The 21,783-nt window shown below is 65.6% G+C and carries 33 protein-coding genes; 32 read left to right on the forward strand and 1 reads right to left on the reverse strand.

The features are described from left to right. The first annotated feature begins 45 nt into the window (after positions 1-45). The 22 genes from rplC (at position 46) to K7G82_RS08295 (ending at position 11,704) form a co-directional block, all read left to right on the forward strand. Positions 46-810 carry a 50S ribosomal protein L3 gene (rplC, locus tag K7G82_RS08190; protein WP_222989364.1) on the forward strand — a complete coding sequence of 255 codons (765 nt, stop codon included), beginning with the start codon at positions 46-48 and terminating at the stop codon, positions 808-810. A gap of 2 nt (positions 811-812) precedes the next feature. Then, on the forward strand, positions 813-1,439 hold the full coding sequence (rplD, locus tag K7G82_RS08195; protein ID WP_222989365.1) for a 50S ribosomal protein L4: 627 nt from the start codon (positions 813-815) through the stop codon (positions 1,437-1,439). Then, positions 1,432-1,752, forward strand: a complete 321-nt coding sequence (locus tag K7G82_RS08200) for a 50S ribosomal protein L23 (protein ID WP_222989366.1) — start codon at positions 1,432-1,434, stop codon at positions 1,750-1,752. Before rplD ends, K7G82_RS08200 begins: the two co-directional genes overlap by 8 nt. Beyond that, positions 1,752-2,603, forward strand: coding sequence for a 50S ribosomal protein L2 (gene rplB, locus K7G82_RS08205; RefSeq protein ID WP_222989367.1), 852 nt, complete (start codon positions 1,752-1,754; stop codon positions 2,601-2,603). The genes K7G82_RS08200 and rplB overlap by 1 nt, the downstream gene beginning before the upstream one ends. A gap of 3 nt (positions 2,604-2,606) precedes the next feature. After that, entirely contained in the window at positions 2,607-2,882 is a 276-nt protein-coding gene (gene rpsS / locus K7G82_RS08210) for a 30S ribosomal protein S19 (protein ID WP_222989368.1), read from the forward strand. Beyond that, positions 2,882-3,259: a 50S ribosomal protein L22 gene (gene rplV / locus K7G82_RS08215; RefSeq protein ID WP_222989369.1), complete on the forward strand. Its 378-nt coding sequence runs from the start codon at positions 2,882-2,884 to the stop codon at positions 3,257-3,259. Before rpsS ends, rplV begins: the two co-directional genes overlap by 1 nt. After that, positions 3,259-3,954, forward strand: coding sequence for a 30S ribosomal protein S3 (rpsC, locus tag K7G82_RS08220; protein WP_222989370.1), 696 nt, complete (start codon positions 3,259-3,261; stop codon positions 3,952-3,954). The genes rplV and rpsC overlap by 1 nt, the downstream gene beginning before the upstream one ends. 20 nt (positions 3,955-3,974) lie before the next feature. Further along, the gene (rplP, locus tag K7G82_RS08225; RefSeq protein ID WP_222989371.1) at positions 3,975-4,397 is read left to right on the forward strand and encodes a 50S ribosomal protein L16; all 423 of its coding nucleotides are present in this window, start codon (positions 3,975-3,977) and stop codon (positions 4,395-4,397) included. A gap of 12 nt (positions 4,398-4,409) precedes the next feature. Beyond that, on the forward strand, positions 4,410-4,631 hold the full coding sequence (gene rpmC / locus K7G82_RS08230) for a 50S ribosomal protein L29 (protein ID WP_222989372.1): 222 nt from the start codon (positions 4,410-4,412) through the stop codon (positions 4,629-4,631). 12 nt (positions 4,632-4,643) lie between these two features. After that, positions 4,644-4,910, forward strand: a complete 267-nt coding sequence (gene rpsQ / locus K7G82_RS08235) for a 30S ribosomal protein S17 (protein WP_222989373.1) — start codon at positions 4,644-4,646, stop codon at positions 4,908-4,910. A 58-nt stretch (positions 4,911-4,968) separates the two neighbouring features. Further along, the gene (gene rplN, locus K7G82_RS08240) at positions 4,969-5,337 is read left to right on the forward strand and encodes a 50S ribosomal protein L14 (protein WP_119765380.1); all 369 of its coding nucleotides are present in this window, start codon (positions 4,969-4,971) and stop codon (positions 5,335-5,337) included. 1 nt (position 5,338) lies between these two features. Further along, on the forward strand, positions 5,339-5,659 hold the full coding sequence (gene rplX, locus K7G82_RS08245) for a 50S ribosomal protein L24 (RefSeq protein ID WP_222989374.1): 321 nt from the start codon (positions 5,339-5,341) through the stop codon (positions 5,657-5,659). After that, positions 5,652-6,227: a 50S ribosomal protein L5 gene (gene rplE / locus K7G82_RS08250; RefSeq protein ID WP_222989375.1), complete on the forward strand. Its 576-nt coding sequence runs from the start codon at positions 5,652-5,654 to the stop codon at positions 6,225-6,227. Before rplX ends, rplE begins: the two co-directional genes overlap by 8 nt. A 39-nt stretch (positions 6,228-6,266) precedes the next feature. After that, a complete protein-coding gene (gene rpsN, locus K7G82_RS08255) occupies positions 6,267-6,572 on the forward strand; it encodes a 30S ribosomal protein S14 (RefSeq protein ID WP_222989376.1) in 306 nt (101 codons plus the stop codon). 10 nt (positions 6,573-6,582) lie between these two features. Beyond that, a complete protein-coding gene (gene rpsH / locus K7G82_RS08260; protein ID WP_222989377.1) occupies positions 6,583-6,978 on the forward strand; it encodes a 30S ribosomal protein S8 in 396 nt (131 codons plus the stop codon). Continuing rightward, positions 6,978-7,511, forward strand: coding sequence for a 50S ribosomal protein L6 (rplF, locus tag K7G82_RS08265; RefSeq protein WP_222989378.1), 534 nt, complete (start codon positions 6,978-6,980; stop codon positions 7,509-7,511). The genes rpsH and rplF overlap by 1 nt, the downstream gene beginning before the upstream one ends. Before the next feature lie 3 nt (positions 7,512-7,514). Beyond that, positions 7,515-7,868 carry a 50S ribosomal protein L18 gene (rplR, locus tag K7G82_RS08270; RefSeq protein ID WP_222989379.1) on the forward strand — a complete coding sequence of 118 codons (354 nt, stop codon included), beginning with the start codon at positions 7,515-7,517 and terminating at the stop codon, positions 7,866-7,868. Between the two features lie 2 nt (positions 7,869-7,870). Continuing rightward, complete coding sequence (gene rpsE, locus K7G82_RS08275) at positions 7,871-8,587, forward strand: 30S ribosomal protein S5 (protein ID WP_246623380.1); 717 nt, start codon at positions 7,871-7,873, stop codon at positions 8,585-8,587. A gap of 5 nt (positions 8,588-8,592) precedes the next feature. Then, on the forward strand, positions 8,593-8,769 hold the full coding sequence (gene rpmD / locus K7G82_RS08280; RefSeq protein ID WP_222989380.1) for a 50S ribosomal protein L30: 177 nt from the start codon (positions 8,593-8,595) through the stop codon (positions 8,767-8,769). Positions 8,770-8,911: 142 nt separating this feature from the next. Continuing rightward, positions 8,912-9,445 (forward strand): 50S ribosomal protein L15, encoded by a 534-nt coding sequence (rplO, locus tag K7G82_RS08285; protein WP_222989381.1) that lies wholly within the window; start codon positions 8,912-8,914, stop codon positions 9,443-9,445. Positions 9,446-9,556: 111 nt separating this feature from the next. Then, positions 9,557-10,924, forward strand: a complete 1,368-nt coding sequence (gene secY, locus K7G82_RS08290; protein WP_222989382.1) for a preprotein translocase subunit SecY — start codon at positions 9,557-9,559, stop codon at positions 10,922-10,924. Between the two features lie 135 nt (positions 10,925-11,059). Continuing rightward, positions 11,060-11,704 carry an adenylate kinase gene (locus K7G82_RS08295; protein WP_222989383.1) on the forward strand — a complete coding sequence of 215 codons (645 nt, stop codon included), beginning with the start codon at positions 11,060-11,062 and terminating at the stop codon, positions 11,702-11,704. 133 nt (positions 11,705-11,837) lie between these two features. Here the strand turns inward: K7G82_RS08295 and K7G82_RS30025 are convergent, their stop codons facing one another. Further along, the gene (locus K7G82_RS30025) at positions 11,838-11,969 is read right to left on the reverse strand and encodes a hypothetical protein (protein ID WP_281422980.1); all 132 of its coding nucleotides are present in this window, start codon (positions 11,967-11,969) and stop codon (positions 11,838-11,840) included. A 190-nt stretch (positions 11,970-12,159) separates the two neighbouring features. On the opposite strand from K7G82_RS30025, the gene K7G82_RS08300 reads away from it, so the two are divergent. The 10 genes from K7G82_RS08300 (at position 12,160) to K7G82_RS08345 (ending at position 21,782) form a co-directional block, all read left to right on the forward strand. Next, the gene (locus K7G82_RS08300) at positions 12,160-12,711 is read left to right on the forward strand and encodes an SRPBCC family protein (protein ID WP_222989384.1); all 552 of its coding nucleotides are present in this window, start codon (positions 12,160-12,162) and stop codon (positions 12,709-12,711) included. 125 nt (positions 12,712-12,836) lie between these two features. Further along, positions 12,837-14,192, forward strand: coding sequence for an NADP-specific glutamate dehydrogenase (gdhA, locus tag K7G82_RS08305; RefSeq protein WP_222989385.1), 1,356 nt, complete (start codon positions 12,837-12,839; stop codon positions 14,190-14,192). A 191-nt stretch (positions 14,193-14,383) separates the two neighbouring features. Next, the gene (locus tag K7G82_RS08310; RefSeq protein WP_222989386.1) at positions 14,384-14,536 is read left to right on the forward strand and encodes a hypothetical protein; all 153 of its coding nucleotides are present in this window, start codon (positions 14,384-14,386) and stop codon (positions 14,534-14,536) included. Between the two features lie 107 nt (positions 14,537-14,643). After that, complete coding sequence (locus K7G82_RS08315; RefSeq protein WP_222989387.1) at positions 14,644-15,336, forward strand: response regulator transcription factor; 693 nt, start codon at positions 14,644-14,646, stop codon at positions 15,334-15,336. A gap of 5 nt (positions 15,337-15,341) precedes the next feature. Next, positions 15,342-16,697, forward strand: a complete 1,356-nt coding sequence (locus K7G82_RS08320) for a sensor histidine kinase (protein WP_222989388.1) — start codon at positions 15,342-15,344, stop codon at positions 16,695-16,697. 234 nt (positions 16,698-16,931) lie between these two features. Next, positions 16,932-17,300, forward strand: coding sequence for a 30S ribosomal protein S13 (gene rpsM, locus K7G82_RS08325; protein WP_222989389.1), 369 nt, complete (start codon positions 16,932-16,934; stop codon positions 17,298-17,300). Between the two features lie 25 nt (positions 17,301-17,325). Then, on the forward strand, positions 17,326-17,715 hold the full coding sequence (rpsK, locus tag K7G82_RS08330) for a 30S ribosomal protein S11 (RefSeq protein WP_222989390.1): 390 nt from the start codon (positions 17,326-17,328) through the stop codon (positions 17,713-17,715). A gap of 85 nt (positions 17,716-17,800) precedes the next feature. Further along, positions 17,801-18,862, forward strand: a complete 1,062-nt coding sequence (locus tag K7G82_RS08335) for a DNA-directed RNA polymerase subunit alpha (protein WP_222989391.1) — start codon at positions 17,801-17,803, stop codon at positions 18,860-18,862. A gap of 202 nt (positions 18,863-19,064) precedes the next feature. Continuing rightward, a complete protein-coding gene (gene rplQ / locus K7G82_RS08340; protein WP_222989392.1) occupies positions 19,065-19,487 on the forward strand; it encodes a 50S ribosomal protein L17 in 423 nt (140 codons plus the stop codon). A 153-nt stretch (positions 19,488-19,640) separates the two neighbouring features. Continuing rightward, on the forward strand, positions 19,641-21,782 hold the full coding sequence (locus K7G82_RS08345) for a prolyl oligopeptidase family serine peptidase (protein WP_222989393.1): 2,142 nt from the start codon (positions 19,641-19,643) through the stop codon (positions 21,780-21,782). Position 21,783 lies beyond the last annotated feature (1 nt).

A 21,783-nucleotide genomic window follows, 5' to 3' on the forward strand; every position in this document is an offset into this window, starting at 1 on the left:
CCCCGGAAATGGTTCCGTGGGGCCTCTGTTAAAGGAGTCTTGATCATGCGCACTGGCGTGATCGCCAAGAAGATGGGGATGACCCGCCTGTTCCAGGGCGACGGTCGTCATGTTCCCGTCACTGTCCTGTCCCTTGAGGGGTGTCAGGTCGTCGCGCGCCGTGAGGCCGATCGCGATGGCTATGTCGCCGTCCAGCTCGGTGCCGGCACAGCGAAGGCGAAGAATGTTTCGAAGCCCGTCCGCGGGCATTTCGGCAAGAACGAAGTCGAGCTGAAGGCGCGTGTCGCCGAGTTCCGCGTCGCTGACGACGCGCTGCTCGATGTCGGCGCGACCATCGCCGCCGACCATTTCGTGACCGGCCAGCTCGTCGACATTGCCGGCCAGACGCAGGGCAAGGGCTTCGCCGGCGCCATGAAGCGCTGGGGCTTCGGCGGTATGCGCGCCACCCACGGTGTTTCGATCTCGCACCGTGCGCACGGTTCGACGGGTAACCGTCAGGATCCGGGCCGCGTGTTCAAGAACAAGAAGATGGCCGGCCATATGGGCGCCCGTCAGCGCACCCAGCAGAATCTGGAAGTCGTCGGCACCGACGTCGAGCGCGGCCTGATCTTCGTGAAGGGCTCGGTGCCCGGTTCGAAGGGCGCATGGCTCCTCGTCAAGGACGCCGTCAAGGTCGCCCGCCACGCGGAAGCGCCGTATCCGGCCAGCCTGAAGCAGGCGGCCAATTCCAACAATGACAGTGCTCCCGCTGACATCCCGGCCGAAGCCGAGGCTGCGCCCGCGGAAGTCACCGAAGGCCAGGAGGGCTGAACGTGAAGGTCAAGGTTCAAACCCTCGACGCCAAGGGCAAGGGCGATATCGAGCTCAATGATGCCGTGTTCGGCGTCGAGCCGCGCGCCGACATCCTGCACCGCGTCGTCACCTGGCAGCTCGAAAAGGCCCGCGGCACCGCCCGTGGCGCCCGCGAGCGCTCGGATGTCGCGCGCACCGGCAAGAAGTTCGGCCGCCAGAAGGGCGGCGGCACCGCCCGTCACGGCGATCGCCGCGCTCCCGTCTTCATCGGCGGTGGTAAGGCTCACGGTCCCCGCGTTCGCGACTTCAATCCGTCGCTGAACAAGAAGATCCGTGCGCTGGGCCTCAAGATGGCGCTGTCGTCCAAGGCGAAGGCCGGGCAGCTCATCGTGATGGAAAGCCTGGAAGTGAAGGACGGCAAGACCAAGGCGCTGGCCGCCGATCTGGCGAAGCTGGGCTTCGGCAAGTCGGCGCTGGTGATCGACGGCGAAAGCGTCGAGCGCAGCTTCGCGCTGGCTTCGGCCAACCTGCACGAGATCAACGTGCTCCCGGCGATCGGCGCGAACGTCTACGACATTCTTAAGGCCGACACGCTGGTGCTGACCCGTGCCGCTGTCGAAAAGCTGGAGGCGCGCTTCAATGGCTAAGAACAAGAACGCCGTCGACAACCGTCATTATGACGTGATCGTCGCGCCGCACATCACCGAGAAGTCGACCCTGCTGAGCGAGCACAACGCGCTTGTGTTCAAGGTGGCGCCCAACGCGACCAAGACGCAGATCAAGGCCGCGATCGAGGCGATCTACGACAAGAAGGTCGCGAGCGTGAACACGCTGGTCGCCAAGGGCAAGACCAAGCGCTGGAAGGGCAAGCCCTACACGCGCTCGGACGTGAAGAAGGCGATCGTGACGCTTGCCGCAGGCGAGTCGTCGATCGACGTGACCGAAGAGGTTAAGGCGTAATGGCACTCAAGCATTACAACCCGACGAGCCCGGCCCGACGCGGCCTGATTCTCGTCGACCGCTCCGCGCTGTACAAGGGCAAGCCCGTCAAGGCGCTGACCGAAGGCAAGCGCAAGACGGGCGGCCGCAACAACAAGGGTCACGTCACGTCGCGCGGCATCGCCGGCGGCCACAAGCAGCGTTATCGCATCGTCGATTTCAAGCGCCGCCTGTGGGACGTCGAGGGCACCGTCGAGCGGATCGAATATGATCCCAACCGCACCGCCTTCATCGCGCTCGTCAATTACGGCGCCGACGAAGCCGGCAAGGATCGCATTGCCTATATCATCGCGCCGCAGCGCCTGGGCGTTGGCGACAAGGTGATCGCGGGCAAGAAGACCGACGTGAAGCCGGGCAACGCCATGGAGCTGGGCCAGATGCCGGTCGGCACCATCGTCCACAATGTGGAGATGAAGCCGGGCAAGGGCGGCCAGATCGCGCGTTCGGCGGGCACCTATGTCCAAGTCGTCGGTCGTGACCGTGGCCTCGTCATCGTCCGCCTGAACTCGGGCGAGCAGCGCTACATTCGCGGCGAGTGCATGGGCACTGTGGGCGCGGTGTCGAACCCCGACAACGCCAACCAGAACTTCGCCAAGGCCGGCCGCAACCGCTGGCTGGGCAAGCGCCCGCTGACCCGCGGCGTCGCCAAGAACCCGGTCGACCACCCGCACGGCGGTGGTGAAGGCCGGACCTCGGGCGGCCGTCATCCGGTCACCCCGTGGGGCAAGCCGACCAAGGGTGCGCGCACCCGTCACAACAAGGCGACGGACAAGATGATCATCCGTTCTCGCCACGCCAAGAAGAAGAGGTAAGCCATGGCCCGTTCCGTCTGGAAAGGTCCGTTCGTCGACCTGCATCTGCTGAAGAAAGCCGAATCCGCTCAGGACTCGGGTGGCCGCGCGCCGATCAAGACCTGGTCGCGTCGTTCCACCATCCTGCCGCAGTTCGTTGGACTGACCTTCAGCGTCTATAACGGCCGCAAGTTCGTTCCCGTCTCGGTGAACGAGGACATGGTCGGCATGAAGCTCGGTGAATTCGCGCCCACGCGCTACTTCCCCGGCCACGCCGCCGACAAGAAGGGCAAGCGCTGATGAGCAAGGAAAAAGCCCCCCGTCGCGTTGGCGACAAGGAAGCGCTTGCCGTCGGCACGCAGATCCGCGGTTCGGCGCAGAAGCTGAACCTGGTCGCGGCGCTGATCCGCAACAAGAAGGCCGGCGATGCGCTGAACATCCTCTCCTTCTCGAAGAAGGGGATGGCGGTCGACGTCCGCAAGGTGCTCGCCAGCGCGATCGCCAACGCGGAGAACAACCACAATCTCGACGTCGACGCGCTGGTCGTGTCCGAGGCGAGCGTGGGCAAGAGCATCTCGATGAAGCGTTTCGCCGCCCGCGCCCGCGGTCGTTCGTCGCGCATCGTGAAGCCCTTCAGCCGCGTGCGCATCGTGGTCCGTGAGCAGGAAGAAGCATAATGGGTCAGAAGAGCAATCCGATCGGGCTCCGCCTCCAGATCAACCGGACCTGGGACAGCCGCTGGTTCGCCGAAGGCGCCGATTATGGCCGTCTGCTGCTGGAGGATCTCAAGATCCGCCAGTATGTGATGAAGGAACTGCCGCAGGCCGCGATCTCGAAGGTCGTGATCGAGCGTCCCGCCAAGCTGTGCCGCGTGTCGATCTATGCCGCCCGTCCGGGCGTCATCATCGGCAAGAAGGGCGCCGACATCGAGAAGCTTCGCAAGAAGCTGGGTTCGATGACGTCGTCGGACGTCAGCCTGAACATCGTCGAGATCCGCAAGCCGGAAATCGACTCGCGCCTCGTCGCGCAGTCGGTCGCCGATCAGCTTGAGCGTCGCGTCGCGTTCCGCCGGGCGATGAAGCGCGCCGTGCAGTCGGCCCTCCGCCTTGGCGCGGAAGGCATCCGGATCACCTGCGGCGGCCGTCTCGGCGGCGCCGAGATCGCGCGTACCGAATGGTATCGCGAGGGCCGGGTTCCGCTGCACACGCTGCGCGCGAACGTCGACTATGCGGAAGCCGAAGCCCACACCGCCTATGGCGTGTGCGGCATCAAGGTGTGGATCTTCAAGGGCGAGATCCTCGGCCACGATCCCATGTCGCAGGATCGGCTCATGCTGGAGGCACAGACCTCCGGCGTGCGTCCGGCACGCTGAACGAATTGAGGTAGGCTCCAATGCTGCAACCCAAGAAGACCAAGTTCCGCAAGGCGTTCAAGGGCCGCATCCACGGCGACGCCAAGGGCGGTACGGCGCTGAACTTCGGTTCGTTCGGCCTGAAGGCGCTCGAGCCCGACCGGATCACCGCGCGCCAGATCGAGGCGGCCCGCCGCGCGATCACGCGTCACATCAAGCGCCAGGGGCGTTTGTGGATCCGCGTGTTCCCCGACGTGCCGGTTTCGAAGAAGCCCGCCGAAGTCCGCCAGGGCAAGGGCAAGGGTTCGAACGAATATTGGGCGGCGCGCGTCAAGCCCGGCCGCATCCTGTTCGAGCTGGACGGCGTTCCCGGCCCGCTGGCCCGCGTCGCTTTCGAGCGTGCGATGGAAAAGCTGCCGATCAAGACCAAGGTGGTCGCCCGCCTTGGCGAATCGATGCACTGAGGAATTTGAGAGATGGCCAAGCAATCCAAAGCCGCTCCGAAGGACGACCTGACGGTGAAGACCGATGACGAGCTGTCGACGCAGCTCGGCGAACTGAAGCGTGAGCAGTTCAACCTGCGCTTCCAGGCCGCCACCAACCAGCTCGAGAAGCCGAGCCGTGTGCGCGAGGTGCGTCGCACGATCGCGCGGATCAAGACCCTCCAGACGCAGCGCTCCGCTGCGGCTGGCAAGTAAGGAGTCTCAGCGATGCCGAAGCGCGTGCTGACCGGGACGATCGTCTCGGACAAGACCGACAAGACCGTGGTGGTCAAGGTGGAGCGCCGGGTTAAGCACCCGCTCTACGGAAAGATCATCAAGCGGTCGAAGAAGTATCATGCCCATGACGAGGGCAATGAGTTCAAGGAAGGCGAGACCGTGCGCATCGAGGAGACCGCGCCGATCTCGAAGCTCAAGACGTGGAAGGTGCTCGACCGGGTGAATGCCCAGGCGACGCCGGCAGCGGCCGAGGGCTGATCACAGTTTCGGAACTACCGGGGCATCCCGGCAAGCCAAGTGAGAAGGAAGCGGATCAATGATCCAGATGCAGTCAAATCTTGACGTCGCGGACAACAGCGGCGCCAAGCGAGTCCAGTGCATCAAGGTGCTCGGCGGCTCGAAGCGCCGTACCGCTGGCGTGGGCGACGTGATCGTCGTCTCCGTCAAGGAAGCGGCGCCGCGCGGCAAGGTTAAGAAGGGTGACGTCCATCGCGCCGTCATCGTGCGTACGGCGAAGGACATCCATCGTCCCGACGGTTCGGTGATCCGTTTCGACGGCAACGCCGCGGTTCTGGTCAACAAGAACGAGGAGCCGATCGGCACCCGTATCTTCGGCCCGGTGGTTCGTGAGCTGCGCGCGAAGAACTTCATGAAGATCATCTCGCTCGCGCCGGAGGTGCTGTAACATGGCTGCCGCCAAGATCCGCAAGGGTGACAAGGTCGTCGTCCTGTCCGGCAAGGACAAGGGCCGCACCGGTGAAGTCACCAAGAGCATTCCCAAGGAAGGCAAGGTGATCGTGTCCGGCGTGAACGTCGCGACCCGCCACCGCAAGCCCACCCAGGCGAACCCGCAGGGCGGGCTCGAGCGCTCGGAAGCGCCGCTTCACGTCTCCAAGGTCGCGATCGCCGATCCCAAGACGGGCAAGGCGACGCGCGTCCGCTTCGAAACCAAGGACGGCAAGAAGGTCCGCGTGGCCGTGAAGTCCGGGGAGGTCATCAATGGCTGACAAATATCAGGCCCGACTTCGCAAGCTGTATGACGAGACCATCGTCAAGGCGATGACGGAGAAGTTCGGCTACGCGAACCCGATGCAGGTACCCAAGCTCGAGAAGATCGTGCTGAACATGGGCGTCGGCGAGGCGACGCAGGACAAGAAGAAGGTCGACACGGCGGCTGCCGAGCTCGAACTGATCGCGGGCCAGAAGCCCGTCATCACCAAGGCGAAGAAGTCGATCGCGCAGTTCAAGCTGCGTGAAGGCATGCCGATCGGCGTGAAGGTGACTCTGCGCCGCGAGCGCATGTACGAGTTCCTCGATCGCCTGGTGACGATCGCGCTGCCGCGCGTTCGCGACTTTCGCGGTCTGAACCCGAAGAGCTTCGACGGTCGTGGCAATTATGCCATGGGCCTGAAGGAGCAGATCGTGTTCCCCGAGATCAACTATGACCGCATCGAGAAGGTGCGCGGCATGGACGTGATCGTGACCACCACGGCGAAGACCGACGAGGAAGCGCGCGAGCTGCTTCGCCTGTTCGGTTTCCCGTTCCCGATTGAAGAGCAGAAGCAGGCGGCCTGAAGGCCGGACCTGCCTGACAGAAGGAAGAGAACTTAAGTCATGGCGAAACTGAGTTCGATCAACAAGAATGACCGTCGCAAGAAGCTGGTGAAGAAGTATGCCGGCCGTTATGCGAAGCTGAAGGCTGTGGCCGCGGACACGTCGCTCGACGAGACCGAGCGCCTGATCGCGCGTCTGAAGATGGCTGAGATCCCCCGCAACGGCAATCCGACCCGGATTCGCAACCGCTGCGAGCTCACCGGCCGTCCGCGCGCCTATTACCGTAAGTTCCGTCTCTGCCGCGTGCAGCTTCGCGATCTGGCCAACAAGGGCCTGATCCCGGGCGTCACGAAGTCGAGCTGGTAAGGATCAGAAGATGGCATTGACCGATCCCCTGGGTGATTTGCTCACCCGCATCCGCAACGGCCAGCGGGCCCGCAAGGACAGCGTGGTTTCCCCCGCGTCCAAGCTGCGTGCGCGCGTCCTCGACGTGCTTCAGCGCGAGGGCTATATCCGCGGCTATAAGGAAGAAGACCTTGCCGGCCACGACGGCCTGCGCATCGAGCTGAAATATTTCGAGGGCCAGCCCGCGATCCAGCACGTCGCGCGCGTCTCGAAGCCCGGTCGCCGCGTCTATTCGGGTTCGAAGGACCTGCCGCGCGTGCGCAACGGCCTCGGCATCACGATCGTTTCGACGCCGAAGGGCGTTCTCTCGGACGCGGAAGCGCGCGAGCAGAATGTCGGCGGCGAAGTGCTGGCGGAGGTGTTCTGATGAGCCGCATCGGTAAAGTACCGGTTCCCGTCCCGGCTGGCGTCAGCGCCAGCATCGAAGGCGGCATCCTGTCGGTCAAGGGACCGAAGGGCACGCTGAGCCTGTCGCTGGCTGATGACATCAGCTACGACATCGAGGATGGCCGCATCGTCGTGAAGCCCGCGAACGAGAGCCGTCGCGCTCGCTCGTTCTGGGGCATGCACCGCACGCTCGTCCAGAACCTGGTCACCGGCGTGACCGACGGTTTCTCGAAGGTGCTGGAAATCACGGGCGTCGGCTATCGCGCCAACGCGCAGGGCCGCAAGCTCAAGCTGCAGCTCGGCTACAGCCATGATGTCGATATCGACGTGCCGGAAGGCATCGAGGTGAAGACGCCTGATCAGACCACGGTCGAGATCAGCGGCATCGACAAGCAGAAGGTCGGCCAGCTCGCCGCCGAGATCCGTCGCTGGCGCAAGCCGGAGCCCTACAAGGGCAAGGGCATCAAATATCGCGGCGAGTTTATCTTCCGCAAAGAAGGCAAGAAGAAGTAAGCCATGGCGAAACTCTCTCTCTTCGATCGCCGCCGTCGGCGCGTCCGCACCGCTCTCAAGGCGCGTGGCGGCCTCCGCCCCCGGCTCTCGGTCCATCGCTCGGGCCGCCACATCTACGCTCAGGTCATCGACGATGCCCAGGGCCGTACCGTGGCGTCCGCTTCGACCCTCGACAAGGATGTCCGCGGCAAGACCGGCGCGACGGCCGAAGCGGCTGCCGATGTCGGCAAGCGCGTGGCCGAGGCCGCCAAGAAGGCCGGCGTCACCCAGGTGGTGTTCGACCGTGGCGGCTTTCTGTTTCACGGACGCGTCAAGGCGCTGGCGGAAGCCGCGCGTGAAGGCGGATTGGAGTTCTGATTATGGCTGACGAAACCGAAAACCAGGGCGTCGAAGCCACTCCCGCGACCGAAGGCGCCGCCCCCACCGAGGGTCGCGGCCCGCGCGGTCCGCGTGGCGGCCGTGGCGGCAATCGCGGCGGCAACGATCGCGGTGGCCGTGGTGGCCGGCGCGACGATCGTCGCGGTGGCCAGAACCAGGACGAAGGCGGCGAAGAGCTGATCGAGAAGCTGGTTCACATCAACCGCGTCTCGAAGACGGTGAAGGGCGGTAAGCGCTTCGGCTTCGCTGCGCTCGTCGTCGTCGGCGACGGCAAGGGTCGCGCGGGCTTCGGCCACGGCAAGGCCCGCGAAGTGCCCGAGGCGATCTCGAAGGCGACCGCGGCCGCCAAGAAGGCGATGATCCGCGTGCCGCTGCGCGAGGGTCGCACGCTGCACCATGACGGCAACGGCCATTTCGGCGCCGGCAAGGTGACGCTGCGTTCGGCGCCTGCCGGTACCGGCATCATCGCGGGTGGCCCGATGCGCGCCATCTTCGAGAGCCTCGGCGTTGCCGATGTGGTGACCAAGTCGGTCGGCACGTCCAACCCGTACAACATGATCCGCGCGACCTTCGCGGCGCTCGGCGAGCAGACCTCGCCCAAGAGCGTGGCGCAGCGTCGCGGCAAGAAGATCGCCGACCTGCTCGGCCGTGGCGGCTCGCAGACCGCCCAGGCCGACGCCGAAGCGATCGTGGAGTAAACGACATGGCGAAGATCAAGATCAAGCAGATCGGTTCGCCGATCCGCCGCCCCTCCAGCCAGCGTGCGATCCTGACCGGCCTCGGCCTGGGCAAGATGCACCGCGAGGTGGAGCTGGAGGATACCCCCGAAGTGCGCGGCATGATCAAGAAGCTGCCGCACATGGTCGAGGTGATCGGCTGAAATCTCTCTGGCTCCTTCCCTTCGGGGGAGGGGCCGGATTTTTCAGGGGACTTCCGGGGTTCTTGTCGATATCCCCGCCCCTGGCCTCGCTCCCGAACGGGAGCGGGAATTGGCGCGACAAAAGCGAAAGCGAGTGCAACACATGAAACTGAACGACATCCGCGACAATGAAGGCGCCCGCAAGGGCCGCATGCGCGTGGGCCGGGGCATCGGCTCCGGCAAGGGCAAGACCGCCGGTCGCGGCCAGAAGGGTGCCAAGGCACGCTCGGGCGTCTCGATCAACGGCTTCGAGGGCGGCCAGATGCCGCTCCACATGCGTATTCCGAAGCGCGGCTTCAACAACATCTTCGCCAAGGACCATGCCGAGGTGAACCTGGGCGCGATCCAGAAGCTGGTCGACGCGGGCAAGCTGGCCAAGGACGGCGTGATCGATCACGCCGCGCTGAAGGCCGCCGGCGTCGCGCGTGGCGGCAAGGATGGCGTGCGTATCCTGGGCAAGGGCGAATTCTCCGCCAAGCTCTCCTTCAAGGTGGCCGGCGTCTCGAAGGGCGCGAAGGACGCCATCGAGAAGGCGGGCGGCTCGGTCGAGGTGATCGAGGTGGTTCCGGCCGCCGAGAAGGCCGCGGCCAAGAAGGGCAAGACGCTCGCCGCGAAGAAGGCAAAGGCGGCGGGCTGAATCAGCCCCTCGCGTGATCAGGCTTAGACAAAGCCGGATCGACCACTATATGGGGCGGCGGAGTGCGGATACGCGTTCCGCCGCTCATATTTTCTGGGTCTAAGGACGATCATGTCATCCGCAGCCGACAATCTGGCATCCAACCTCAACCTGTCGAAGTTCGCGCAGGCCACGGAGCTCAAGAAGCGCCTGTGGTTCACGCTGGGCGCGCTCATCATCTTTCGATTGATGAGCCACGTCCCGCTGCCCGGCATCGACCCGCGCGCGCTCGCGACGCTCTATGCGACAACGCAGGGCGGCGTGCTCGATTTCTTCAACACCTTTTCGGGCGGTTCGCTCGAGCGGATGAGCGTCATCGCCCTGGGCGTGATGCCGTACATCACCGCCTCGATCGTCGTGCAGCTCGCGACCGCGCTGTCGCCCACGCTGAGCGCGATCAAGAAGGAAGGTGAAAGCGGCCGCAAGCGGCTGAACCAATATACCCGCTACGGCACGGTCGGCCTGACCGCGATCCAGGGCTATTTCATCGCCGTTGGCCTTGAGAACTGGGGCGCCTCGCAAGGGGTGGTCGCGGTGGTCGAACCCGGCATCGCCTTCCGCGTCGCGGCGGTGATCTCGCTGGTCGGCGGCACGATGTTCCTGATGTGGCTGGGCGAGCAGATCACCAGCCGGGGCGTCGGCAACGGCGTGTCGCTCATCATCATGGCCGGCATTGTCTCGCAATTGCCGCGCGCGCTGGTCAACCTGTTCGAAGGTGGCCGTACTGGATCGATGCAGCCGCTGATGATCCTGGGCATCATCGGCCTGGCGCTGGGCCTGATCGCCTTCATCTGCTTCATGGAACGCGCGCAGCGCCGGGTGCTGATCCAGTATCCCAAGCGACAGACGCAACGCGGGCTGATGCAGGCGGAAAAGAGCCACCTGCCGCTGAAGATCAACACTGCGGGCGTGATCCCGCCGATCTTCGCCTCGTCGCTGCTGCTGATGCCGCTCACGCTCGTCCAGTTCGCCGGCCAGCGCGCCGCGGGCGAGAGCGCCTGGGGCGACTTCATGATCTCGGTCACGACGTCGCTGCAGCATGGTTCGCCGCTCTACATGTCGCTCTACGCGGCGGGCATCATCTTCTTCTGCTTCTTCTACACCGCGGTCGTCTTCAATCCGGAGGAAACGGCGGACAATCTGAAGCGCTATGGCGGCTTCATCCCCGGCATCCGTCCGGGCAAGAACACCGCCGACTATCTGGATTTCGTGCTCACGCGTATCACCGTGATCGGCGCCGCCTATCTGACGGTGATCTGCCTGGTGCCCGAATATCTGATCGCGACGGCGGGCATCCCCTTCTATCTGGGGGGCACCAGCCTGTTGATCGTGGTCAATGTGACGATGGACACCGTCACGCAGATCCAGAGCCACTTGCTGGCGCATCAATATGGCGACCTGATCAAGAAGGCGAAGCTGAAGGGCGGTCGGCCGCGCTGACCGGTCCGGAGCGATTTGCGGTTCGATCGCATCGAACGACTCGAAAATCGCGACAAAACGAATATCCAGATAAGGCCGCGTGATTCCGATTGTCACGCGGCCTGATCGGGAACGATACGCGGAGAGACTGCGCACATGAATATCATCCTGTTGGGACCCCCGGGGGCGGGGAAGGGGACACAGGCGAGCCGGCTCGTCGAGGAGCGCGGCATGGTCCAGCTCTCGACCGGCGACATCCTTCGCGCCGCGGTGAAGGAGGGGACCGAGGTCGGCAAGATGGCCGATGAGATCATGAAGGCGGGCAAGTTCTTCCCCGACGAGCTGATGGCGCAGATCCTGGGCGAGCATATGGACAAGCTCGATCCCGAAACCGGCATCATCTTCGATGGCTATCCGCGCACCGCGCGCCAGGCCGAGCTGCTCGACGAGCTGATGGCGGCGCGTGGCCGCACGCTCGATCATGTGATCGAGCTGGCGGTGGACGAGGACGCGCTGGTCGAGCGCATCACCGGCCGCTTCACCTGCGCCAAGTGCGGTGAAGGCTATCACGACCGCTTCAAGCAGCCCAAGGTCGAGACTGTCTGCGACGTCTGTGGCAGCACCGAATTCAAGCGCCGGCCCGACGACAACGCGGAAACCGTCCGCACGCGCATGGCCGAATATCGCGCCAAGACCGCGCCGATCCTGCCGATCTACGAGGAGCGCGGGCTGGTGAGCCGCGTGGACGGCATGGCCGACATCGCCGAGGTGACCGAGTCGATCGAGAAGATCCTGAAGTGATTTCGCGGCAGGTGGAATCACCTGCCGTCCCGGCAATCACGGCAAGCAGGAAACCGGTCCGGCCTGAATCGGTTACCGCCTCTTCGTCATCAACTCGCCAGCACCCGGGTTGATGACGATGGAGTAAGCCCGGTCAGCCGATCAGCGCGGCGAAGAAGGCCGGTTTCATCGCGATCAGCAACGCGATCATGCCGCCGATGGCCAGGCCGATCAGCGTGCCGGCGGCGACGCCGCGCATCACCAGCTTCTGTTCTCCGTTCGTCATGCCGTTCTCCATTGGCCGCGTCATGTTCGCGCCTGGCACTGATAGTGTCACGCGCGCGGACTTTCTTACAGCGTGAATCGCATATTCGCGCGCGCCCGCGAATCCGGCCGCCGCGTGTTGCGGAAAACCGGTTCCCACCTGCCTCGAAATCACTCTAATATCCCATGACGGGGTTGGAGATGGAGGGGGCATGCGCGGAATCTGTGCGATCGCGGGGCTGGCGCTGGTCGCGGCCGCGCCGGCGGCGGCGGAGGTCAAGTCGGCGAGCGACACCGGCTTCGATCTGGTCTTCAGCGAAACGGTGAGCAAGCCGCCCGAGGCGGTGTGGGCCGCGCTCAAGGCGCCCGCCAAATGGTGGAACAAGGACCACACCTATAGCGGCGACGCCGCCAATCTGTGGATGGACGCGCAGGCCGGCGGCTGTTTCTGCGAGAAGCTGGCGGGCGAGGGCGGCAGCCGGGGCAGCATCGAACATGCGCGCATCCTTTATGCGCAGCCGGGCAAGGTGCTGCGCCTGCAGGGCGCGTTCGGCCCGCTCCAGGCGCATCCGGTGATCGGCATCATGACCTTCGTGCTCAAGCCCGCCGAGGGCGGCGGCACGACCATCGCTGTCAGCTATGTGCTGGGCGGCCATGTCGCGGGCGAGGGCGGCACCGCCGGCATGGCGCCGCTGGTGGACAAGGTGCTGGGCGAGCAGGTCGCGGGCCTGAAGGCGTTCGTCGACGCCGAACCCGCGCAATAGGATCGGGAATATAGGATTCGGGGGACGGGAGGTCTAACCTCCCGTCACGGACGGCCGCCGACTCGAGCGCGCCGCCGACGGGGTCGCCTGTGCTGCGTTTGGAACGAACGGCAGGGGCGAAGCAAATGGCGATAACCGATCATGTCGATCTGCCCACCTTCATGGAGGGGGTGAGGAAGCGCAATCCCGGACAGCCCGAATTCTGCCAGGCGGTGCAGGAGGTGTCCGAGGACATATTCGACTTCATCGAGGACAAGGAAGCGTATCATTCGCAGCAGATCCTCCGCCGCATCGCGGAGCCGGACCGGATCATCTCGTTCCGCGTCTGCTGGGAGGACGACGCCGGCAATATCCGCGTCCAGCGCGGCTGGCGGGTGCAGAACAACAATGCGATCGGGCCGTACAAGGGCGGCATTCGCTTCCATCCCTCGGTCACCGAAAGCGTGCTCAAGTTCCTCGCCTTCGAACAGACCTTCAAGAACGCGCTGACCGGCCTGCCGATGGGCGGCGGCAAGGGCGGCGCGAACTTCAATCCCAAGGGCAAGAGCGACCGCGAGGTGATGCGTTTCTGCCAGAGCTTCATGACCGAGCTTTACCGCCATGTCGGCGCCGATGTGGACGTGCCGGCGGGCGATATCGGCGTGGGCGCGCGCGAGATCGGCTATATGTTCGGCCAGTACAAGCGCATCACCAACCAGTTCACCGGCGTGCTCACCGGCAAGGGGCTGGAATATGGCGGCTCGCTGATCCGGCCGGAGGCGACCGGCTATGGCGCCACCTATTTCCTCCAGAACATGCTGGCGACCCGGGGGCGTGACCTGACCGGGCTGAACGCGGTGATCTCCGGATCGGGCAATGTCGCGACGCACGCGGCGGAAAAGGTGACGCAGCTTGGCGGCAAGGTGCTCACCCTGTCGGACTCGGCGGGCTTCATCCATGATCCCGACGGCATCGATCTGGAGAAGATCGACTGGGTGAAGCACCACAAGACCCACACGCGCGGCCGCATCTCCGATTACGTCGCGCAATATCCGCGCGCCAGCTTCACAGCGGGCAAGACGCCCTGGGGCGTGCCGTGCGACGTCGCGCTCCCCTGCGCCACGCAGAACGAGCTGCTGGGCGACGACGCCCGCGCGCTCGTCGCCAATGGCTGTTTCGCGGTGTCCGAAGGGGCGAACATGCCCACCGATCTGGCGGGCGTGCACGTCTTCAAGGATGCGCGCATCCTGTTCGCGCCGGGCAAGGCGGCCAATGCCGGCGGCGTGGCGGTCTCCGGGCTGGAGATGAGCCAGAATTCGGAGCGTCGCTCGTGGAAGGAGGCGGAACTGCAACAGCTCCTGCTCGACATCATGGCGGGCATCCATGAAAGCTGCCTGCGCTATGGCCGGGTGAGCGACGATTATGTCGACTATGTGAAGGGCGCGAACATCGCGGGCTTCAAGAAAGTGGCCGATGCGATGCTCGCTTACGGGGTGGTGTAGCGGCGGCCGGATCGTGGCCGGCTCGGATCCCTCCTGCCGTTCAAGCCAGCGCGGCCTTCAAGGCGGGCCGGTCCGCCATCCGCCCCGCGCATGACAATTTCTTCATCCGCCCGTCACCGGGGCGAGCGCCGCGCGCTGTTAGATCGGATGTCGAACCGGGCGACGGTCGCCCGGCCGATGGAGAAAACAGGATGCGCAAGACCCTCATCGCCTCGCTCGTCATGGCCGGCCTCGTCGCCGCGCCGACGATCGCCGCCGCCAAGACGACGAGCAAGCCGGCCGCCCACAAGGTGGTGAAGCACGAGAAGAAGGCGAAGAAGGCAACCGTCGCGAAGACCAGCTGAACCCCTGATACTCCTCAGATGATCCTCCCGGCGGGCCCGGCGGAGTTTCCTCTTCTCCGCCGGGCCAACCGCGCACGCCGGGCGCCGGGCATGACTGGACGGGCGCCATGAGCCGCAAGATCCTGATCATGGAAGACGATGCGGCGACCGCCGACTATGTCGCGCGCGGGCTGGGCGAGGCCGGCTACGTCACCGATCGCACGGGCGACGGCCGCGAAGGCTTCTTCCTCGCCAGCGAAGGCAGCTACGATCTGCTCGTCGTCGACCGGATGATGCCGGGCATGGACGGGCTCTCCGTCATCCGCGCGCTGCGCGCCGCCAATATCGGCACACCCTCCATCATCCTGTCGGCGCTCGGATCGGTCGAGGACCGGATCGACGGGCTGCGCGGCGGATCCGACGATTATGTCACCAAGCCTTTTTCGCTCGCCGAACTGATGGTGCGCGCCGAAGCGCTGCTGCGCCGCGCCGATCGCGCCGCCGCCGCCGCCAACGAGGCGCGGCTGATCATCGGCGATCTGGAGATCGACCTGCTCGCGCGCGCGGTGCGGCGCGGCGGGCGGCCGATCGCGCTGGTGCCGCGCGAATTCAGCCTGCTGGTGTTCCTCGCCCGCCATGCCGGCCATGTCGTCACCCGCACGATGATGCTCGAAAAACTATGGGGCTATCATTTCGATCCGGGCACCAATGTGATCGACGTCCATATCGGCCGGCTGCGCCGCAAGATCGACGAAGGCAGCGATCATTCGCTGCTCCACACCGTGCGCGGCGCCGGCTACCGCCTGTCGACCGAGCCCTGACGGCGATGCGGATCTCCACCACCGCCCGGCTCGCCGCGCTCGCGGCGCTGCTGGTGTTCGCCTCGAACCTGGCGGTGATCGGCTATGTCCGCACCCAGACGCATGACGACACGGTCGCGCAGCTCGAAAGCGAGGTCGCCGAACAGGCGGACGCGTTGCAGGCGGTCTATCGCTCGGGCGGGGAGGGCGCGCTCGCCCGCGCCGTCTCCGCGCTGGCTGCCTCGGGCGACGAGGATCTGGTGGTGGCGCTGGCGGGGGCGGACGGGCGCGTCCGCCAGGGCAATCTGAAGGGGCCGCTCGCGATCGGCCGGCCCGCATCCTTCCGCATCGCGCCGCCCGCGCGCGACGCCGCGCCGTCGGGCTATGTGGTGCGCGCGGTGGGCGGCGGCTGGCTGCTGAGCGGCCGCCGCGCCGATGAAAGCCTGCTGCTCCAGCGCGCGCTGGAACGCGCCTTGCTCGTCTCGGGCGCGCTGTCGCTGCTGATGGGCGCGCTGGGCGGCGTCATCATCGCCTATTTCGTCGGGCGGCGGCTGCGCGTGATCGCGGGCGTGGTCGACGCCGTGGCGGTGGGCGACCTGTCGCACCGCGCGCGCATCGTTTCGGGCGGCGACGCGTTCGACGCGCTCGCCGGCCGCGTCAACATGATGCTCGACCGGATCGAGGGGCTGATGCGCGAGCTTCAGCTTCTCACCAACAGCCTGGCGCACGACCTGCGTTCGCCCCTGTCGCGGCTGCGCGTGAAGGTGGAGCGCGCGGTCGCGCTCGACGACGGGCCGCAGCGCGACGCCGCGCTCAACGGGCTGATCCAGGAAACCGACATCATCATGCGCATGCTCTCCACCCTGCTGGAGATCGGACGGCTGGAGACGATGCACGGCCGATCCCAGTTCGACTGGATCGAGCCCAGCGCGCTGGTGAGCAATCTGTGCGACATGTACGAGCCGGTGATGGAGGATGCGCGCATCGCGTTCTCCGCCGCGGTCGAGGGGCCGATCCTGCCGATGCGCGCGCATGGCGAGCTGCTGTCGCAGGCGCTGGCCAATCTGGTCGACAACGCCATGCGCCACGGCTGCCAGGGCGATGGCGGCGACGCGATCGCGATCCGGCTCTCCGCGCATGGCAACGAACTGGTGCTGGCGGTGGAGGATCGCGGATCGGGCATCGCGCCGGAGGAGGAGGGGGAGGCGCGCCGCCGCTTCGGCCGACTCGACGCGGCCCGGTCACGGCCCGGCGCAGGACTCGGCCTCGCCCTTGTCGAAGCTGTCAGCAGGATGCATGGGGGGCGCCTGGAGCTGGCGAACAACGCGCCGGGGCTGGCGGCGCGGATGATTCTGCCCACCGGCCTTGCCGCGCTCGGCTGAAATCGCGGCTTCGGGGGCAAAACGATCCCGGATGCGGGCGCATCCGCCGGGCCGTGGCCGCGTGGAATCGGGCGCCGCTTGACTCTCTCGGGGTGCGGGCCTAAATCCAACACATTCCGAAACACCGGTTCCCGGCGGCGCTCTTGTGCGCTCGCCGATTTCTTGCGTTTCGGGATGTCACGCGATGAGATGGGCGGCCGTGCCAAAGCCGTTCGTGGAGCAGGAGAAAGAAGAATGGCTCGTATTGCGGGTGTCAACATCCCGACCAACAAGCGCGTGCTGATCGCGCTTCAGTATATTCACGGTATCGGCCCGGCCAAGGCGAAGGAAATCACGGCGAAGCTGGGCATCACGCCCGAGCGCCGCGTCCAGGACCTGTCGGACCAGGAAGTGCTTCAGATCCGTGAGACGATCGACGCCGATCACACGGTGGAAGGCGATCTTCGTCGCGAGACCGCGATGAACATCAAGCGCCTGATGGACCTGGCCTGCTATCGCGGCCTGCGTCACCGTAAGGGTCTGCCCGTTCGCGGCCAGCGCACGCATACCAATGCGCGCACCCGCAAGGGCAAGGCGAAGCCGATCGCCGGCAAGAAGAAATAAGCCTTCCAGGTCAGGATAACAGCAAATGGCACGTGAACCGCAGCGCCTTCGCCGTCGCGAGCGCAAGAACATCACCTCCGGCGTCGCCCATGTGAACGCCAGCTTCAACAACACGATGATCACCATCACCGATGCGCAGGGGAATGCGATCTCCTGGTCGTCCGCCGGCATGATGGGCTTCAAGGGCAGCCGCAAGTCGACGCCCTATGCCGCCCAGGTCGCCGCCGAGGACGCGGGCAAGAAGGCCGCCGAGCACGGCGTCCGCACGCTCGAGGTCGAGGTGAAGGGTCCGGGTTCGGGCCGTGAATCGGCGCTCCGCGCGCTGCAGGCGGTCGGGTTCAACATCACGTCGATCCGCGACGTGACGCCGATCCCGCACAACGGCGTGCGCCCCTCCAAGCGTCGTCGCGTCTGATCCCAGAACGCCGTGCGGCCGCGCGGCGTTCTCGCAATTTATCCCGGCGGGCCGCTCGCGCCCGCCCAAAGCCAAGGGGAAGCCCGTGTCTGTCAATGCAAAGAACTGGCAGGAAATGAAGAAGCCCAATGGCCTCGAGAAGAAAGCAGGCGGTGACAGCAAGCGCAAGGCGACCTTCGTCGCCGAACCGCTGGAGCGCGGCTTCGGTCTGACGCTCGGCAACGCGCTGCGCCGCGTGCTGCTCTCGTCGCTCCAGGGCGCCGCGGTCACCTCGATCCGGATCGAGAACGTGCTCCACGAGTTCTCCAGCCTCGCCGGCGTGCGCGAGGACGTGACGGACATCGTGCTGAACGTGAAGCAGGTCGCGCTCAAGATGGAAGGCGAAGGCCCCAAGCGGCTCCAGCTTTCCGCGACCGGCCCGGCGGAAGTGACCGCCGGCATGATCTCGGTTTCGGGCGACATCGAAGTGATGAATCCCGATCTGGTGATCTGCCACCTCGACGATGGCGCGACGCTCAACATGGAACTGACCGCCGATGTCGGCAAGGGCTATGTTCCCGCCGCCGCCAACCGCCCGGCTGACGCTCCGATCGGCCTGATCCCGATCGACGCGCTCTACTCGCCGGTGCGCCAGGTGGCGTACAAGGTGGAGAACACCCGCGTCGGCCAGGAACTCGATTTCGACAAGCTCACGCTGAACATCGACACCGACGGCACCGTGACGCCCGAGGACGCCGTGGCCTATGCCGCGCGCATCCTGCAGGACCAGCTTCAGCTCTTCGTCCATTTCGACGATCAGATGATCCAGTCCTCGGCCCCGATCGGCATGGCCGCGCCCTCCGCTTCGGAAGGCGAGAGCGACACCAACCAGATCAACCGCTACCTGCTCAAGAAGGTGGACGAGCTGGAACTGTCGGTCCGTTCGGCGAACTGCCTCAAGAACGACAACATCATCTATATCGGCGATCTCGTGCAGAAGACCGAGGCGGAGATGCTGCGCACGCCGAATTTCGGCCGCAAGTCGCTCAACGAGATCAAGGAAGTGCTTTCCAGCATGGGGCTGCGCCTCGGCATGGAAATCCCCGGCTGGCCGCCCGAGAATATCGAGGAAATGGCCAAGAAGCTGGAACAGGAGATCATGGGCTGACGCCCATCGGGTCGAAGCCTGGCTTCGACCCGGATTTCCGGCTTCGCATTCCGGCAAAGGCCGGAATGACGAGACGATTTCAAGGGTTTTCGGCGGTGGCCCGTTTCGCACCGCCTGGTCCGGGGTACCAGCGGGTCCCCATCGAAGTACCACTTTGATGGGTTCGCTATACGGCCCCCGAACGAACTGAAGGAAGATTACCATGCGTCATCGCGTCGGCGGCCGTAAGCTGCAGCGTACCTCGTCCCATCGCGCGGCCCTGTTCCGCAACATGGCGGCGGCGCTCATCAAGCATGAGCAGATCCTGACCACCACCGCCAAGGCCAAGGAGCTTCGCCCCTATGTGGAGAAGCTGATCACGCTGGCGAAGAAGGGCGGCCTGTCGAACCGCCGCCTGGCGCATGCCCGGCTGCTCGACGACACCCAGCTCAAGAAGCTCTTCGAGGTGCTGGCCGATCGCTACAAGGATCGCAACGGCGGCTATACCCGCATCATCAAGGCCGGCTTCCGCGCTTCGGACGCGGCGGCGGTCGCCTATATCGAACTCGTCGACCGCGACGTGAGCGCCAAGGGCCAAGATTCCGGCCCGGTGCTGAGCGACGACGACTATGCCGACGCGGCCTGAGCCGCTGAGGGCATAGCCTGAAGATCAGGGGCCTCGCGGAAACGCGGGGCCCTTTTTCGTTGTGACGCGCGTCCGCCGATCGGCAGCCGATGGTGGATTCCTCCCCCTGAATTGCTCTACTCTCCCGGGCAGTTGTTCTGGAGACGATATTCGATGCGCGCCGCGCCCTTCTTCCTATCCCTTCTGATGCTCGGTGCGCCGGCGCAGGCGGCCGATACCGGCGGCTATGGCTATCCGGAAACCGCGACGGTGCCGGTGGTGGAAACGCAGTTCGGCGTGCCGGTGGCCGATCCCTATCGCTGGCTGGAAAACGACGTGCGCACCGATCCCAAGGTGCGGCAATGGGTGGAGCGCGAGAACGCGGCGACCAACGCCTATCTCAAGACGCTGCCGGGGCGCGACGTGCTGAAGGCGCGGATGCGCGCGCTCACCGATTTCGAGCGGTTCGGCGTGCCGCGCAAGGCGGGCAGCCGCTATTTCTACATGCGCAATGACGGGCTTCAGAACCAGTCCGTGCTGTGGGTGCGGGAAGGGCTGGCCGGCCCCGCGCGCGTGCTGATCGATCCCAATGGCTGGGCGAAGGACGGCGCCACCGCGCTGGGCGAATGGACCGCGTCGGACGACGGCGCCATGCTCGCCTATGCGATCCAGGATGGCGGCACGGACTGGCGGACGGTGAAGCTGCTCGACGTCGCGAACGGCCGGACGCTCGACGACGAGGTCAAATGGGTGAAATTCTCGCCGCTTTCCTGGGCGGCGGACGGCAGCGGCTTCTATTATTCGCGCTTCGCGGCGCCCGAGCCGGGCCAGACCTATCAATCGACCAACCTGAACCAGAAGGTCTATTTCCATCGCATCGGCACGCCGCAGGCGGAGGACCGGCTGATCTACGCCACCCCCGATCGCCCGCGCCTGGGCCATCGCGCGCAGGTGACCGATGACGGGCGCTGGCTGCTGATCACATCGTCCGAAGGCACCGATTCCCGCTACGAACTGCATGTGCTCGATCTGACGAGGCCCAATGCAAAGCCGGCCACGCTGGTGAAGGGGCTGGATTATAATTGGGCGATGATCGGCAATGTCGGCCCCAGCTTCTATTTCGTGACCAACCAGGGCGCGCAGCGCCAGCGCATCGTGACGCTCGACGCGGCCAGCCCCAGGCGCAAGCCCGTGGCCATCGTGCCCGAACGGCCCGAAACGCTGGTGGGCGCGTCGATCGTCGGCGCGAAGATCGTGCTCTCCTATCTGGGCGACGCGAAATCGGACGCGGAGATGGTCCATCTCGACGGCCGCCCGGCGGGCGACGTGCGGCTGCCGGGCATCGGCACCGCCGCCGGCTTTGGCGGTAAGGTGGGCGATCCCGAGACCTTCTACAGCTTCTCCAGCTACACCACGCCGCCGACCATCTATCGCTTCGATACCGCGACCGGCATCGCGGAAGTGTTCGCGCGTCCGAAGACCGCGTTCGATCCCGACCGGTTCGAGACGGTCCAGCATTTCTACAGCTCGAAGGACGGGACGCGGATCCCGGTGTTCGTGATCCGGCGCAAGGGCGCGATGCCCGCGGGCGGCGCGCCGACGGTGCTGTACGGCTATGGCGGCTTCAACGCGTCGCAGACGCCCGGCTTCTCCGCGACGCGGCTGGCCTGGATCGAGCAGGGCGGGGTGTTCGCGATCGCCAATCTTCGCGGCGGCGGCGAATATGGCAAGGCGTGGCACGATGCCGGCCGGCTCCAGAACAAGCAGAATGTGTTCGACGATTTCATCGCCGCCGGCGAATATCTGATCGCCCAGGGCATCACCGCGCCCGGCAAGCTCGCGGCGGAGGGGCGCTCGAACGGCGGGCTGCTGGTGGGCGCTGTCGTCAACCAGCGGCCGGATCTGTTCGCGGCGGCGCTGCCCGCCGTCGGCGTGATGGACATGCTGCGCTTCGATCGCTTCACCGCCGGCCGCTATTGGGTGGACGATTATGGCGACCCCGGAAAGGAGGAGGATTTCCGCACCCTCTATGCCTATTCGCCCTATCACAATATTCGCGGCGGCGTGGATTACCCCGCGATCCTGGTGACCACCGCCGATACCGACGACCGCGTCGTGCCCGGCCACAGCTTCAAATATGCGGCGAAGCTGCAAGCCTCCAACATCGGCGCGAAACCGCACCTGATCCGCATCGAGACGCGCGCGGGCCATGGATCGGGCAAGCCCACCGACAAGCTGATCGAGGAAAGCGCGGACATGTACGCCTTCGTCGCCAGATGGACGGGGCTGACCATTGGCGCCCCGGATGGGGATTAAA

Origin of the sequence: Sphingomonas colocasiae (assembly GCF_019880585.1) — a bacterium.
Classification (GTDB): Bacteria; Pseudomonadota; Alphaproteobacteria; order Sphingomonadales; family Sphingomonadaceae; genus Sphingobium_A; species Sphingobium_A colocasiae.